The organism is Shewanella sedimentimangrovi (assembly GCF_017354965.1).
Taxonomy (GTDB): Bacteria; Pseudomonadota; Gammaproteobacteria; order Enterobacterales; family Shewanellaceae; genus Shewanella; species Shewanella cyperi.
Genome location: NZ_CP071502.1, coordinates 359,970 through 375,920, shown reverse-complemented (window position 1 = coordinate 375,920; position 15,951 = coordinate 359,970). Strand labels below are relative to the sequence as shown.

The 15,951-nt window shown below is 47.4% G+C and carries 10 protein-coding genes; all 10 read right to left on the bottom strand.

The features are described from left to right. Window positions 1-89: 89 nt before the first annotated feature. Entirely contained in the window at window positions 90-926 is an 837-nt protein-coding gene (locus tag JYB85_RS01550; protein WP_207380760.1) for a WYL domain-containing protein, read from the bottom strand. Between the two features lie 743 nt (window positions 927-1,669). After that, complete coding sequence (locus tag JYB85_RS01545; RefSeq protein ID WP_207380759.1) at window positions 1,670-3,004, bottom strand: type II toxin-antitoxin system HipA family toxin; 1,335 nt, start codon at window positions 3,002-3,004, stop codon at window positions 1,670-1,672. Next, window positions 3,004-3,273, bottom strand: coding sequence for a helix-turn-helix domain-containing protein (locus JYB85_RS01540; RefSeq protein ID WP_207380758.1), 270 nt, complete (start codon window positions 3,271-3,273; stop codon window positions 3,004-3,006). Before JYB85_RS01540 ends, JYB85_RS01545 begins: the two co-directional genes overlap by 1 nt. A gap of 451 nt (window positions 3,274-3,724) precedes the next feature. Further along, window positions 3,725-4,171, bottom strand: a complete 447-nt coding sequence (gene tnpA, locus JYB85_RS01535) for an IS200/IS605 family transposase (RefSeq protein ID WP_207381945.1) — start codon at window positions 4,169-4,171, stop codon at window positions 3,725-3,727. A 181-nt stretch (window positions 4,172-4,352) separates the two neighbouring features. Beyond that, the gene (locus tag JYB85_RS01530; protein WP_207380757.1) at window positions 4,353-5,240 is read right to left on the bottom strand and encodes a transglutaminase-like domain-containing protein; all 888 of its coding nucleotides are present in this window, start codon (window positions 5,238-5,240) and stop codon (window positions 4,353-4,355) included. Further along, window positions 5,215-5,991: a hypothetical protein gene (locus JYB85_RS01525; RefSeq protein ID WP_207380756.1), complete on the bottom strand. Its 777-nt coding sequence runs from the start codon at window positions 5,989-5,991 to the stop codon at window positions 5,215-5,217. Before JYB85_RS01525 ends, JYB85_RS01530 begins: the two co-directional genes overlap by 26 nt. A 6-nt stretch (window positions 5,992-5,997) precedes the next feature. Beyond that, complete coding sequence (locus JYB85_RS01520; RefSeq protein ID WP_207380755.1) at window positions 5,998-10,794, bottom strand: golvesin C-terminal-like domain-containing protein; 4,797 nt, start codon at window positions 10,792-10,794, stop codon at window positions 5,998-6,000. 259 nt (window positions 10,795-11,053) lie between these two features. Then, on the bottom strand, window positions 11,054-11,518 hold the full coding sequence (locus JYB85_RS01515; protein WP_207380754.1) for a DUF4274 domain-containing protein: 465 nt from the start codon (window positions 11,516-11,518) through the stop codon (window positions 11,054-11,056). A gap of 72 nt (window positions 11,519-11,590) precedes the next feature. Continuing rightward, window positions 11,591-12,310 carry an Imm43 family immunity protein gene (locus JYB85_RS01510; RefSeq protein ID WP_207380753.1) on the bottom strand — a complete coding sequence of 240 codons (720 nt, stop codon included), beginning with the start codon at window positions 12,308-12,310 and terminating at the stop codon, window positions 11,591-11,593. Further along, window positions 12,307-14,418, bottom strand: coding sequence for an RHS repeat-associated core domain-containing protein (locus JYB85_RS19060; protein WP_407695882.1), 2,112 nt, complete (start codon window positions 14,416-14,418; stop codon window positions 12,307-12,309). The genes JYB85_RS01510 and JYB85_RS19060 overlap by 4 nt, the downstream gene beginning before the upstream one ends. Window positions 14,419-15,951 lie beyond the last annotated feature (1,533 nt).

Genomic DNA, 15,951 nt, shown 5'->3' with positions numbered 1-15,951 from the left:
ACGCTCAATCTATAAGGTTCCACCTCAGTTACAATCCTGTACAAATCCTCAGGTTAACTGAGTTTACGGAGCTAACAGGCAAAACAGTTTCAGGCGTCAAATAGCCACTGTTTAATGTCATTTTTGTTGACGAGTACCAGTTGCTGAGCCTCGGCCGTACCATCCAGATATTTGATGTTTACCTGCATGTCTTTCAGTAAGTAGTCCACCAGCGCAGCGCGGGTTTGCAGAATGAGCTGCCCTCCTTCCATGCAATAGTCATTGGCCAGTACCTGTTGCTGGATTGGTGACAGGCGAGGGTCTGGGGCCAGTAACACGTTGACAAAAGTGTTCCAGGCCTCATCTTTCTCCCGGGTAAACCTAGCCGGTCCTTCGACCTCAGAAACTGACCGAAAACGACTTAACACCAGGTCACGAAAGCCGGAGGACTTTTCACAGTAACCGCGAACGTGATAGCGGCTACCTGCTTTAACTATGGAATGAGGGCTGAAGATCCGGCCACCGTGGTCTGGGTTGGACACCGACACGTACTCAACATCGAGTCTTTGGCCACGTTCTATTGCAGCTATCAGTGCGGCAACCACCAGTCTTGATACTTGCCGCTCAGGTAATTGCAACCGCGTCGCGCAGAGTGACGAGTGTCCTGAGGAATGGGAAAAATGGCCTGTTTCAAGCCATAAGAAGAAGCTGTCCAAGCTGGTGGACGCGTAATGGGGAAGGCTGCTGGGAGCAAAACCGAAACAGGCCTTGTCGAGCTTAACCAAGGTCTCTGGGTGAAGCTCTTGATAGAGAGTGAAGTCTTTGTGTACCTGTTGGCGGGTGATGCCGAATTGCTGCTCCAGGTCTTTATTGCGAACCAGCCCTTTCCAGTAGGCCAGCATTTCAAGAAAGGCAAATCGGTCTGTGGGTATCTTTAAGCTAATCACACTCCCTCCATGGAAGATGAGCCATACATGACTACATTTGAATGAACAGAGTCTGCCACAAATTCAAAAGGCGCCACCAGCAATTCACAAACAACATTTGATTTACATCATACTTTAGCATCAACCGTACGGTTAGAAAGCTATCACCTATTGATTGGCACCTAAAACTGATTCATCGTTTGCATTGGATTTTAAGCTGCTCAACTCAGCCAGCTGTAGAATGAGCTTTTTGGTGGCTTTTGAGGACTACGAAGGCATCAGAACCTTGTAAATTTCACTGCTGCAATGGTCTTACATCCAGTGAAAAGGCTGACCCCATAGAGGGGTTTGGCTACCCGTTTTGCATATCGCAATTTCTATGGACACTAAGTCTTTAAAAGGAAGTACCTATGACTATGCCCCCACAAGATGTGACTATCCACTGCCCTGTATGCCATCATGAGTATTCAGCGACCATTAGGCCGTCTATAAATCGGCAGCTGGACAATTTTGATGATGCATATGTAGAGCGTATGACAACCTCAGAATGTCCATCCTGCCACGCGAAAATTCGTTCAGGTATGGTGGTCGATAAAGACGGTAACTTTAATCTGTAAATAGAACCTCCAACCTTGTGAGGCAGCAGAAAGTGAAGGACAACCTGGCGGTTGTTTCTGATGACTTAAGCTGTATTAGTCGCGACTTGATCTAACAAGTACCCGATATATCTGCATCAAAGTCAGGTCAGAATTGGACTGAGTATGCTAACGGCTAGCCTGCCAGATATTTTCTGCGGTCAGGCGCTTTGCCCGTTCAGTGAGCCCATTCAGTATTGACTCGCGTATATGTTCAGGGAAATCTGTGGGAAGCTCAGCCCGCACTTTGGCAATAACGGGTTCCAGCATATCAGCGATTTCCATCATGATCCCGGCCATGGTATCGGGATCAAAACCCACAGCTTTGGCTGTTTGAATAAAGTGCCTGGGAAAGATGGCATCCAGCTGCGCCTTTTTACCTTTGCTCGCTTTTAAAGCCATCGCGAGTTTCACATCGCGTATGTTGGGTCCTTGCCCCCCAAGGGCGGGGTAAATTGACAGTATGTCGTAAAGGGGCGCCAAACGATAACTGCCACCAGCATCAATGAAAATAGAGAAATTCTTGGCATGCCCATCAATTGCACCCAACAGCCAAAACAACACCTGGGCTTTCATAAAGTCGTGCCGGTCACGTTCAGGATTCGTTGAACCCAATAGCTGATCCATGATGGCCTGAATTCCCGGTCCGCCGTCACTCTCATATTTATTGGCTGGTGGGACATTCAGTACCTGACAAAAATCCTCTTGGGGAAGACGCATGATCCAACTGCCATCTGCAGCAAAGCGGCGATCGAATCGTTCAACTGCCAGCGCCTTAATGTCGCCCACTTTCATGATGTGGCATTGCGCGGCAGTTAAGCCAAACGCTTCAGCAATCTTCATGCAGAGGAACTCGTTCTCAACACTGTCAGACATATCGATATTGAACGAATGGCCTTTTATGGTGCCAATTGGCAACTTGATGATATGGGTTGTAGGCGTTGCATGTATGGGCAGCCGCCACTGCCCATTGAGATTCAGCAGTGCCGTTTTTTCCTGTGCACCGGCGATCGAGATCCTAAACTCATCCTGCTCACGCAGCATGCCGAGTGGAATGCCCGATAGGTATCCCTTCAACACCTTTTCCAAATCGGCTTCAGAAAGTGCTTTAGATTCGATTTGCTTGACGTTCACAGGCACTTCACCATGGGGCACCAACTGCAATGCCCCCACACTGTCTTGGCCAATCTTGGCCAGCAAATCAAAAGGCTGTGAGGATACAGCTTGATGACGGGCAACAATGCGGTTACGCACCTCAGGGTTATCAGGGAGCAGGTTATCAAAGAAGTTGTATACCTCATCCCCTTTATAAGCTTGACGGCGCAACGGCATCGATAAAGAGATGGGGCGGGCCCCCGCCACAGCCAACCAGTCTTCGTGGTAGCTAAAATAGTGGGCACCGGTCGATGTTTTGGTGAATTCGCCAATCAGATAGCCATTCATATACACATCCAAGACTGCCATCACCATTCCTCTTTCCAATTCTGGGTATCATGAGTTGTGCCAGCAGAGTCTGCATCCGATGCTCTTGGCCGAACCTCAAGCTCAAGGTTGAGTGATGACAGCAGCTTGAAAAGGGTCTCTAGTTTGGTTGAGTCTGGATTTTGCTCAAAACTCGACACTGTATCCTGGCGGATGCCCACTTTGTTTGCGACTTTACTCTGTGAAAGTTTCATCGCTAAACGGGCATCTTTTAGATAATTGCTTAACTGCTTTGAGGTCGTCACCTTCATGTCGCGCCTTCAATTCACTGATCCATACCTGCAGCCAGTCTACACGCTACAGCAGGTAAATCAAATTTCACACGCTATAACCGTTAAAATTTACTTTACACGCTATAGCAGGTAATGCAGGTCTGACACGCTGAGACAGGTAAGCACGAATAACCAAGGGACTTTAAACTCACCTTTTTGACCGACAACCTGACCTATCCCGGCAAACGGCTTACACCAGTCAAATCGGTTTACACCTTAAACAAAGTGGGACTAAAGTGGTGACTAATTTCCTAAAATTACACCACAATCTACCATAAACACCTAATTTTAAATGATTAAAAACCACACCAGACATTCAGATCCAAAACGTGGAATAAAGAACAACTTCGGCATTGAAAAAGAGCATGTGTAAAAATCCACCTGCATAGCAGGTGGCTTTGACACATCCCCCTAAAAGGGGGCTTAAAAACTAACCTTCCAACCCTAACGCTATTTGCCGTTTCTCTTCTTCTTTGGCTGTCTTTTCCTGGTGCCGTACATATCTACGGATTATGTCTTCGTTTGCTCCTACTGAGTCCACAAAATAACCCCGTTGCCAGAAGTGATTCCCCCAGAGCTTGTGCTTTCTTAAATAAGGAAATTTGGCAAACATCCTGATCGCGGTTCTCCCTTTAACAAAACCCATTAAATCCGACACGCTTAGACTGGGTGGGGTTCTGACTACTAGATGGACATGATCTTCCTGAACATTTAGTTCCACGACTCTGCATTTCTTCATGTTGCAGTAAACATAGATACTTCGATAAAGCTCTCTGCCGAGATTACCTTTCAGGATTTTGTACCTGTACTTGGGTGTCCAAATGAGGTGATACTGACAACGATAGAATACGTGAGACGCGGATTCATATCTGCTCATGCTACTTACTCCTTGATTTGCTGGTAACAAACCGAGGGAGTATTTAGCATGGGCATTCTCCGGGCAAAGCCCCACCAGAACGATCACCACCTCCATAGGAGGTGGTTTTAGGGTGACAATTAATGCTCTTTTTCTTTGCCTAAGTACTGGACCTTTTAAGCTAGAAGGTTAATACACACCACTAAAACATTGCTACAGTAAGGTTGTGAGAACTTTCATATCTTTTCTCAGAACTTTTACCATCCAAGTAGCTAATTGGAATATACATACTGTCATCACCACCAATATGCTGCTTTTGGGCATCAACGACTTGCCATTGCTCTGTAATTCCAACCTCGACCCAGCTATGATAATCCGATGCACTTACAATGCTATTTTGAGAGTAAACATAACCACTCACCAACCTCGTCGGAATGCCATTCCCTCTAAGCAAGGCTGCTAACAAATACATATACTCCGTACAGTCTCCGCGTCTATACTTCAGCGCATAGCCCGCCCCATATGTTTGCGGAATATATCCAGAATATGTCATGTTCTGCACAACCCATCGATAAGTCTTTGATATAGTCTCAGCTTGAGTTTCAGCCTTTAAGAGACTCAGTACTTTTGAAAATGACTGGCCTTTATAGGGCATAAGCTCTGTTTCCTCAAGATAATCAATTAAAGCGATATCGTGGTTATAAACCTCATTATTTTGAAAGCTGTACAAAATGGAAATTGTTACTACCTTTGTTTCATTTGGCAGCATTCTTTCAAAGGCAATATCATAGGTGAGACGCTCAGCTTTATCACTATTTATGTGTCCTTTAATATTGGCATCAATGCGCTTTATGCTATGCCGTGAAAATTGCTGCGCAAGAATAGGTATTTTTATATACTCATTAAAAACAATTCTATCTGTGTTATTAGTGATCTTATATCTAAAAGTAATAGTACGTAATTCTTCAACAAAAACTTCTTCAGTTACACCTTTTTTCTCTTGTTCTGTATTTTTACTAACATCACAAGACTGTTGCATCAACAATGCAAAAAATATTAAAAAATTAGCGATAACCTTTGCAGCTCTCATGCTTCTCACGCTCTTTCTTTGCGGTCAATATCACGCCTTGCTCGTTATAAAATGCAGATAAGGAATCTAATCCACCACGCATTTTAAAAATAAAATATCCATTACCCTCGTTAATCTCACTGGACGACAATTTTAACTCATCGTTTATTATCAGATACTTATTAAAACGGTCCTCTCCTGAGCGCAATGACAAAGCAGATTGCAGTTCCTCCTCCGTCTCAACAAATATCCAGTTTCCTCGCGTTGATTCAGCATAAAACTCTGCTGGTGAAATAAACTCAAGCTCCAGGGCAACATTACTTCCTGCTGAACGAAGCCAGAGTTCCGGACTGCCAATAAAGATTTTCACTTCCGCAGATCTATTTTTTATCAACCAAATAGCGTCATTTTCCAGTGAAGAATAAGTTCTTCCGTTACCAATCAGAATAATTTTCTCACCCGCAAGATATTTTTTATGTTTCAACGTATGTGAAGCCAGCTTTAATGCACCCGGTATTAAAACCTCCCTCTCTGATGCATCGATTATCACCCAATCTTTTTCGATATCCTGAGCTGAGAATACATATAAGTCTCTGTCGAAAGGATTAACATTTTCCCTGAGTACTAAGTTTGAAAAACCAAAATACTGTTTCTCAGTTTTATTGGCGAAGCACTGCTGAAACGCAAAATTCCTGCCCTCTTCAGCATGAACAAGTCCATGACTCAACATCAGCACAACAATTCCAGCGCAGAAATAACCATAATTATTCATTAGTTACTATCGCTCTGAGTCTATTCGCACTAAACGAATTGCGTCTGCCACCAAAAAACCATGTCCTGCGTTTCTTATTCTAACTTGCACAGCTTGGTCAGGACTGATATCAACTTCTCCCACGACTTGCCAACTTGCACCATTTTTCTTTTGCGACACCGATTTTTTCATCGCAACTTTTCCATCGAACAATATAGCGTACTCAGCCGCCGATGAGTGAAATATGCTTGCCGGCCATCTACTTTCGACTCGATATCGCCCAGTCAGCGGTATGTTGGCTTCCCAAATCGCCTCTCCAAATAGCGTAAATTGGTAATTATCTCCCACATACCCATCAGTCAAAGTACTGGTTTGCCACCAACCTTTCACTTCTTTAAAGACGGCTGGAACGTTATCCAGCATCACACTATTTTGTTCCAACTTCCTGATTTGAATGGCATCAGCTATTACGCACCCTTTGGCACCAGAATTGCTCAACTTAATATTGAGTTCGCCCGGTTCACTTTTAACAACAGCGAGTGGCTGCCATACTCCACCATTTCGCTTTTGATTAACCTTCACACTGGAAGTCAAACGTTCTCTCGATGCGCCCTTAAAGCTTATGTCATATCTCACATCCGAGGAGTTTCTTCCTTTCCCAACCCATTGAGAAGATATTTCGTAATATCCTGAATCTGTTACAGCCACACGCCACAACGCCTCGGCTTGTCCCTGGCATGATTGAAGATAATCCTCACCTATATGATTTTTGTCTTTATTGACGCTATGCCAGTTCCCCAATGAGGAAAAGCCAACATCTAAGTTATCAACTACGACATTGTTTCCCGACAGCACAGCCGAACGTTTAATTTCAAACGCATCCAATGCTATCAGACCAGAGCCTTGAGCCCGAGCCCTCAATTCGTAGCTTCCGGCTTCTATCCAATAATTACCCAGTGTGCTCCAAACAGCTTTGGAACTTACCTCAAGCTTACCCAACAAGATTGACTCTTGCTGATGATGTAATTCAACTTCAACCTGATCCAAAGCAAATCCGGGCAAGGCATGGAAATCAACGCCGTACCAACCCGACTCAGCAATTGAAAACTGCCAAGCGAGACTTCCCGCTCCATCTTCGAGATTAAGCACATGTACTGCACCTCCGATAGCATCACTCATATCTGCCTGTGCCCAGTTTCCATTAAAAATGGCATTTGAATCTTGATCATCAAAACGCTGCAATGCCCTCGGCCTCAGGACCAGCTTAAATGGCGAATAGACAGTAATTTCATGACTATTATCCCGGATCCTGGCAAACAGTTGATATTCACCGGGCTGCATACTGCTGGTGTCCCAGGCGTATGTATCGGCATCCCCATCAGGGGTTTCCGGCAAGTCTTGCACCAATAATTGTGAGGGAACGTCTACAGGGATTAGACGTATTTGGTCAGCAATCAACGCCCTGTTTTTGCGGCCTTCTCCTTTCAGGAGCATCGCGAAATCGCCGGATGTTAAAGAAAACTCACCCAAGCTGTTCCAACCGCTCTGGGGAGCCTTCAGTTCCTTTTGAACCAGCTCACCCCCATTCTCTCCAGACACAGGGAATATATAGGTTACCTTGTTGGCATATTTCCCGGTTATTGCCGGCCAATAAACCTGCACTTCATAGCGCCCCGACAGCTCCAATGGACGGCTCCACTTGGCGAAGGCACTCTCCCCCTGCACGTCGAAAATGTGGTACCCATCCCTGGTATCTTCATCTTGCCAATGTCGCCAATTACCATAAGCTGTGAACCCAGCGTCTTTATCGTCCAACACTATGGCATTTTCCGGCACCATATAAAAAAGTGAGATTTGAGCGTCACTATCGGGATCATAATCCTCCCAACGAAGCGGAATAAGGTCACCGGGCGCATACTCATATTCGGCATCGGGGTAGCGCCACTCAAAAACGGGCTCCTCATCAATACCTTTGTCATTGACAAAGAATTTAGACAATTGGGACCAGTTACCTTGTATACCCGCAGTGTCAACCGCCCTTACACGCCAGAACACCCATGAGTTATCTGGCAAGGGTTCCATTAATTCCACACTGGCCGTTGGTGAATCGGCTAATGCCAAAAGTTTACTCAGGGACTCGTCTGCATAGAGTTCAAATTGGTAAGCCTCAACCGGTCTGTCACTGTTAAGCACCGGATGCACACTCAAGGTCGGCATGGTGCTCTGCACCCAAGAGCCATCGCCGGGGTTATCAACCACGGGGGCTGAGGGGGCTGTGAGTTGCAGATTAATACTGAAACGACCGAGTAGAGGTTCGCTCAAGGCACCCAGAGGATCTTTCGCCCTGACTCGCCAGAAGTATTGCTGTTTGTCTTTTAATCCCGAGAGCGGCCACAATATTTTCCCCTGCGGATCTTCACTCAGTTGCTCCGTCTGCAAGGCTTCCGAGTCAAAACTCGCCACTGTATCCAGCTCAAACAGATAAATGAGACTCTGACCTTCCGGATCCACCGAGGCTGCCACTTCAATATTCAGAGCATCATAGCCACTGATTTCATCGAGTGCCGGAGATACCAACACCGGCGCAGATGGCGCCTGATTGGATACGTACACATTAAACCAGAAGGTATCGCTGTTACTGGTTAAACCGTCGGGATCTGTCACAGTGACTCGCCAATAATAGCGGCTTCCCTCATCCAGTGCTGCGCTCACCCGCCACTGGGTGACACCATCTTCTCCCGCAATCACCTCGGGAGACGTCATCACTTCCTGGGTAAGAGTTTCATCGCGATAAAGCGCAAATCGATAACTCAGTTCATCGCCATCGGGATCAGCCGCATTAATTACGCTGAGCAGTGGCAATACATCATCGACTTCTGTACCTACTACCGGGCTGTTCAGGACCGCCTTGGTTGGCGGCTCCGCTAGCCGGTTTATCTTAAATTCGGCATTAACCCAGGGGCTGTAAAGCACATCGTTGTAGCTGCGGGCGCGCCAAAAATAACTGTGATTTTCCAGCAAAGCCTCGGGTAGCAGCCAACTTGTTTGTTCAACACCTTCGCTCACGGCTTCAGAATGCAGCACGGGCTGACTCATCTGCGCGTCGGCATAGACCTCAAAGAAGTATTTCAGAGGCCGATTACCCAGGTTAATCGAATTGTTCACCTGCAGTAAAATCTCGCTATCTGTCACTTCTTCCTGATCCGGCGCAATAACCTCTGGCGCCAAAGGACCATTTTGCATGGTGGGATCTGAGCCCAACTCAAACTCTTCCTTGTCGCTCAGTCCATCACCATCATAATCGCCGCTGCCATCCCGGCTCAAATCACCGAAATGGGCAATTTCCCACGCATCATCCAAGCCGTCACCATCAGTGTCGTTGGCCGGGAATACCTTGAGCATGACATCCTGATTGCTGAACAACTTGCCATCGGACGCAAAAACAGTGATCGGATAAAAGCCCGCTTGCCCAGGTTGGATGTCCCAATTAAACCTGGCCTTTCCGGGCTCAATATCGGTCAGTGTCGCTCCAGTGGGCATTGGCTGAATGCCAAAACTCACCGCGTCACCATTGGGGTCACTGGCCTCAAGCAAAAAGCCTATCTGACCGCCTTCGGCTCCGGTCCAATCCGGTATAAATGCCAACACCGGCGCAGCGGGGATCTGCACAGGATCGGCAAACACCAAGAGGTAACGCCCCTGGGTATGGGTATCAAAAAGATGCAGGCGATACTGCCATTGTTTCAAATCTTTATTGTATTTCTTCGACTGCCAGGCATTGCTCGGCAGCAGCACCTTGCCGTCGCTGCGCAGCACCTGTACCAACTGGCGTTGTCCAGCAAAGGGATCGGCAAGTTCAACATAGGCGGCCCCCAGTTCCGGAGCAAACTCCAGGGTTCTGCTATCCCCGCTCCCGGTCAGTGATGCGCTGCCGCTATGGTCCGTGACTGGCGTATCCACACTGTCGGACTCATAGGCCATAAGGCCATCGGCCTGGCGCACCAAAAAGTCGCGCACTGTATCCCGACCGGGCATATCCACCTGTATGTCCCTCAGTAACAGGTGAGTATTGACCGCTTCTATCAGGGAGGTCAGCGATCCACCCAACTCGTCCGCATGGCTGAATGTGGCGGTAAATTCGGTGAATCGGCCGCTTAAGGTGGTGTACATGATCCAGCGGCCCGTGCCGCTGCTCAGGCTGGGGATATCACCAAAGTCCAGTAACAAGGAGTTGGTTACCGGACTGTCGCCGACAAAGGAGTCGGTTATCTTGAAATCTATGGCCAGCCCCTGTTCATTTTCCACTATCTTGGGTTGGGCCGATTGGATCTTCACCTTATTGGCCGCGGCCTTGCCGTTATTGCTTACCCTCACCCCCAGGGTAAAGGGGACTATGGGTTCAATTTCCGGGGTCAGGGGATCGTCGGCGTAGACATCGCTCGGTAAAAAATAATCCAGGGTCAACTTGGGCATGGGCCGCACAAAAATACTGTCGGGCGCCACATTTATACTTTCATCGAGGCCGTTAAGGCGGTAGTTCAGCTTGGCGCCCACATAATACAGGGTGCCTGTGGGCACATCACCGGCACTGCCGGGAGCGGGAATGATCAACCACTTGATAGTGGCACCGGAGGCAGCAGCCAGTTCACCGGTACCGGCCACATTGTCGATACCTTCAATACTGGAAATACGGATAAAGAAACTGGCATTGGGGTGATTGGGATCGCTGGAGGCCACCACGGGCTCGCCGGCACTGTCACTGAACAGCACCTCGACCCCGACATTTTCCAATGCCCGGTCTTCGAGGGCATTGTTCACCTTCATGATGGCTTCAAAGCCCTGGCGCTCCAGGGTCAGCTCCTGGGCTATCTCTATCTTGACCACGGCGCACAGGGTATCTTCCTCGGCGACCGCCCCCCAACTCAGGGCAAGCAGCAACCAGCCCAGCTGCTTCAGCCATGAAAATCCCTTTATGTGCCGTTTCATTTCGCTCCCCTTACCGGTCCCTGTATTTCTTTGTCATTTTATTTCATTGTTTCGCAGAACGATGCCACTACTTACGGTGCACCTTTCCCCTGAGGCTTCAACCATTCATTAGTTCACAAAATTTCTCATAATATTCAAATGGTAATCCTTCTTCATAATCGCTTGGTCTTCTGATAACCCTCCCTGTAAGCGGCTTTAACATTTCACTAGACACCAGTAGCTTAAAATCCGGATGCAAATATCTTTGATCACCTGTTGTCCAGTCGTAGCCGTCTTGATCGCAAGCCGGATCCATGGCGATTTCGCTGGTAGCATAGAATCCACTCAAATATTGGCGCTCATAGGCTTCCATCTCCAGCGCCCCCCCCATCCAAAAAGCCAACAATACGGTCGCTCTATCCACCTGAGGATGCTCCAAGATCCAATCAAGTAGAAACTCGTTATTGTCCCAATTAGAACTCAATAAGGATTTATGAATATCATCCGGCGTCGCCTGCGCTAAAAATTCAGCCCACACCAGATTTCTAAAAAACTGCTCTCTAGCACATATATCCATAGGCATTATCAAATCCATGTTTCCGCTTGAACCATGAGATTCACCTTTCGGTCAACTCCATTGATTCCCTATCCAAAGCTACTCTGATTTTTTACCCACATCTGCAAACCAAGGCTTGGCCACCTTTTTAACCTTGGGTAATAGCTCACTCAAGTCACGATTAATTTCGTCTTTAAGATACACTGCAAATGCCTGCTGCAATGGCACAAATCGCGCACCCTTGATGCCCACAGCCTCCAATTTCGCCTTGGCATCGGCGCTACAGACCATGTAGCTGTTAATGCATCCTATATTAATCAGCTGAAATACATCATATTTCACTGCCTCAGTGGTTAAGGCAATATGCCCCGTTGGCAGTGGCCAACCATCTCTGTCCAACTGGGTATCGGAGTTCTCTTCGTCAAAAAAAACACGCTCGGGATTTTGTTGCACGCCTTTGTCCCAGCTACCCCGATCAAAAGCCAGATACCAATAGTCATGGTCAGTTGCCATACCTTTCATATAAATGGTTAAGTGCTTCTTGTAATGGGGGGCCAGTTTTAAATGTTCCAATACCTCAAGCACGGCGGGGCTGACTATATGCCCTCGGTGCTCCCGATAATCAAAACGCAATGGCAAGGACTCATTAAAGTTGAAATAGAGCTTTTCCTGCGCCATTTGTGGCACGTCATAGGGGAAGCTCAATTTGCTTGTTTGCGGCTCATTTCCAGGCAGAGTCGATAAAATTCCGGGCAAAAACACATGCTGATAGGGGCTCTTTTTGTCGTTGAATAATACATAATAGTCATCTTGCATCATTTTAATCTTCCACACGAATCTGAATACTTGCCGTTCCATATATCATTTTTCAGACGCATCTGCAGCTTTCTAACCGCATCCCGTGCCTGACGCTTAGAGTATTTTCCATTTTTGTATTGGTCTTCGATTTTTGCTAATTCATTTCTCACATCAGCGGAGTAATCTTTGTGTGAGCCCCTATGATGCGCTTTTGAGCCATTTGCTTCGGCGTCTTGGGCATTATCCGGCATCAGTAAGCCATTCTCCGGAGAGTTTTTCCGATCGCCGATGCCAATATCATTTAGAAAGTTCTGACTTTCGCCCCATATTTGTTGTGGGATAACATGGTGTCCCTGACTTGCTGCTCCGCTTAAACCACCAAGCACACCTTTAAAACCACCGGCAATTTTGCACCCAAGACCCTTTAGTTTTTTACAACCTTTCTTGGCATTGTGTACCAAGACTCTGTCTTGACCGACAAAAAAGGTATTGGCGTTGGCGACACTGAGGTTGTAAACGGTTTCGGTGCGGGTTTCTGTAGTTATGGCGCGGATATGCAGGGTGCGCTTATCGCTGAGATAGAGAGGATCGCCTTTCTGTAAGTCTTCGGCTTCGACCCAACCCTTGCCAAGAATATAAAAGGGGTGTTGATTGGTGGCGACTATGGTCTCTTCAGAATCCAGGGTCAGGGTAACCAGCAGATATTCCTTGGTGTTGCTGATAACCTCTTCAACGACCTCGAATTGTTCCTGGCCATTCCATTCTGTGTATGACCAGACCCTATCACCCACCTTAATGTCGCTAATGGGACGCAAGCCGGTTTCGGTGTATACCAGAGTGTCTGCTGTAAAACTGTTTACCAAGCACGGTAAAAACTTTAGCGCTTTTCCCAAGACCCCAAAACACAATCCATCCAGCGCATAATCCAATGCACCATAGGAGTCACAGGAGCCAGTTGCCAAATTAATGCCTTCATGCATCGCCCTACCAGCGATAATTCCCCCAATACCACATTCACCATTGGGATCTATGCGGTTTATGGGGTCACCATCCACATAGGTGTATAGGTTGGGGCCACCGGCCAAATCTATTGGATCAGGGGTGATATAGCGGCCGCTGGTCGGGTCGTAATAGCGGCGCCAGTTGTAGTGCAGGCCGGTTTCCGCATCGAAATACTGGCCGGGGAAGCGCAGCGGGTTAACCACTTCATTGCTATTGGCCAATATCGCATTGCCAAATGCATCGAATTTCGTATCCCAGACAACATGACCACTGGCATCGGTCAGCTTGATTGGTGTGCCCAGTTGATCGTTATGGTAGTAGGCGTATTTTTTATCGCCAGCAGCATGGGCGGCATAGAGGAAAGCGGGCGATGTGCCCCACTCACTCCCCGGTCTGTAGCCTATCCGCAGCTGCTCCTGGCCTGCGCCATCGTACTCTGCAATCAGACCTTCATCGGCATATAAAAAGTAGCGCTGGCCAGCGGGCGTGCTTTTACTGATGCGGCGGTCGAAAGGGTCGTACTCATAGGCTGCTACTAATTCATCCTTTTCATTATCGACTCTGATCAGTCGATTCAAGGGATCGTAGGTAAACCTAAGAAAGCTGTTACCCTGGCTCTTGAGGATAAGGTTACCATTGGCATCGTATTGATAGCTGGTTTGATCGGCATTCTTGCCACGTACCGTTAACTGCCCAGCATCGTTATATTCCCAGTGAGACAAGGAGTGACTACCCACCCGGTTACCGTTGGCATCAAGTACGAAGGTTTCAGTTCTTACGCTGCCATCGGGAGAGGTTGTTTCGGCCAGTTGCAGTCGGTAGATATCATCATACTGGTAGGTGGTAATGCCGCCGTCCAATTGCTTTTGGCTGATTTTTGCCGCATCGCTGTATTCATACTCCAGCGACAGCAAAGGTACACCGTCGGTACCGGTGGCCTGAAACTGCTTGATATTCAACAGCCCGGTGTAACTGAAATTGCGCTGTACCCCGCCCGGCAGGGTTTCCTGAGTTGGTGCCCGCCAGTCAAAGCCATTGACCCAAATAGAGCCTTCGGCAGGAATCTGAATACGTGTCAGCTGATTATTGGAGTCATACTCGTAGCTGTATTGGGTCCCATCGGGCATCTGCAACCCCGAAATGGTGCCATTATCAAAATAGCCGTAACGGTATGTTTTGCTGAAGCTGCCGTAATTGACCGTCTCGGCACTGAGAAAGCCATTTTTGTCCCAAACTAAGCTGCCGGAATAAGTGCCCGATTGCCACTGCGACAACCTTCCCATGGTGTCGTATCCATAAGTCACCGTCTTGAATGCTGGCTCACCGGTGGCTGCAGGTGATTGCAGATACCAGTATTCGGCCACCATTTGGTTGGCATCATCGTACTCGAAGCGAATATCCTGACCTTTGGGATCCGTCTGGCCAGTGAGGTTTCCCGAGGCATCATAACTGTAACGCCACTCGCCAAAGCCGGCCCGACGCTTGAGTGTCATTTGTCCGAAGGAGTCATATTCAAATTCGGTGACATAGTTGTTGCGGTCGGTAAATCGGGTGAGGTCGCCAAAGGCATTATATTGATATTTGGTGATAAATCCTGACGCATCTTCCTGAATCAAATTACCAAAGGCATCGTAGGTGTAATAAGTGCTGTGACCATTGGGGTCTGTTGAAACAATCGCCCGGCCCGATGGGTCATATCGGAAACTGTAGGTGCTGCTTCGATCCGATTCGAGTACGGTAAGTTGGGCAATCTGATTACGATTATTGTATTGGTACGCTTGGCTGTAGGTGGGGTAATCCACGCGACGTAAATGCTCAAATGCTCCTTGATTGGTTTCAGGATCTTTTCCTGTGGTAATCTCGGTTTTATTTTGATTGCCGTCAACTCGGTATGCGGGTCGACCGGCTCTGTCCATCACCATGCCACTGCTTTTGCCCAGCTCATCGGTAAATTCGGTCACAACTCCCATGGCATTATGTTTATATTGGCGTACCTTGCCATAGGGGTCAGTTACTGAACGAACCTGATTTCTGGCATTGTAAGCAAACAGTTCCTCGGAATTATCTGGATTAATCACTTTCACCAGATTTCCGACCTTGTCATACTGATAAGTGGTCTTTCTTAGCAGTGGATCGGTTTCTGTAAGCACCCTGCCTTCAGCATCGAAGGTGTATTTCCAGATTTTTCCGCGTGGGTCAATAACGGTTTGCGCATCGCCAATCACATTAAAATCGGCATATTGGTAAACCAGAGTGGCGTTCACCGTTTCTTTTATCAGATTGCCAAGTTGGTCATATTCAAAGTCAAACTGTCTTTGCTCTCCGCTCAAACTTTGATAACGCACGGATTTAATTTGCTGATTCTGGTCGTACTCAAACGATATTTCCAGTGATTCCGGTTTACCTTTAGCTTGAATGGTTTTAATAATTAACCCCTGAGCATCATAAATATACTCAGCTACAATGCCATTTTCATCCCGACTACGGGTAACCAAGTTATAGCTTGGATGGTAGTCCGAAGTCTTATATGAACCGTCAGCATTTTCTATGCGAATGACGTTATTGTATTCATCAAAATTGATCTTAGTTTTATTGCCGGCCGAATCCAGACGAATAAGCGTGTCTTCCAATCTAGCTTGGCTAAACACCAACTCACCACC

Coding starts and splice junctions, on each gene's coding strand:
- JYB85_RS01530 (WP_207380757.1), bottom strand. CDS start 5,240: ATGAGAGCTGCAAAGGTTATCGCTAATTTTTTAATATTTTTTGCATTG.
- JYB85_RS01545 (WP_207380759.1), bottom strand. CDS start 3,004: ATGGCAGTCTTGGATGTGTATATGAATGGCTATCTGATTGGCGAATTC.
- JYB85_RS01525 (WP_207380756.1), bottom strand. CDS start 5,991: ATGAATAATTATGGTTATTTCTGCGCTGGAATTGTTGTGCTGATGTTG.
- JYB85_RS01540 (WP_207380758.1), bottom strand. CDS start 3,273: ATGAAGGTGACGACCTCAAAGCAGTTAAGCAATTATCTAAAAGATGCC.
- JYB85_RS19060 (WP_407695882.1), bottom strand. CDS start 14,418: ATGCCCGATGGGACCCAATACAGCTACGAGTATGACTCCAATAATCAG.
- JYB85_RS01520 (WP_207380755.1), bottom strand. CDS start 10,794: ATGAAGGTGAACAATGCCCTCGAAGACCGGGCATTGGAAAATGTCGGG.
- JYB85_RS01515 (WP_207380754.1), bottom strand. CDS start 11,518: ATGCCTATGGATATATGTGCTAGAGAGCAGTTTTTTAGAAATCTGGTG.
- tnpA (WP_207381945.1), bottom strand. CDS start 4,171: ATGAGCAGATATGAATCCGCGTCTCACGTATTCTATCGTTGTCAGTAT.
- JYB85_RS01510 (WP_207380753.1), bottom strand. CDS start 12,310: ATGATGCAAGATGACTATTATGTATTATTCAACGACAAAAAGAGCCCC.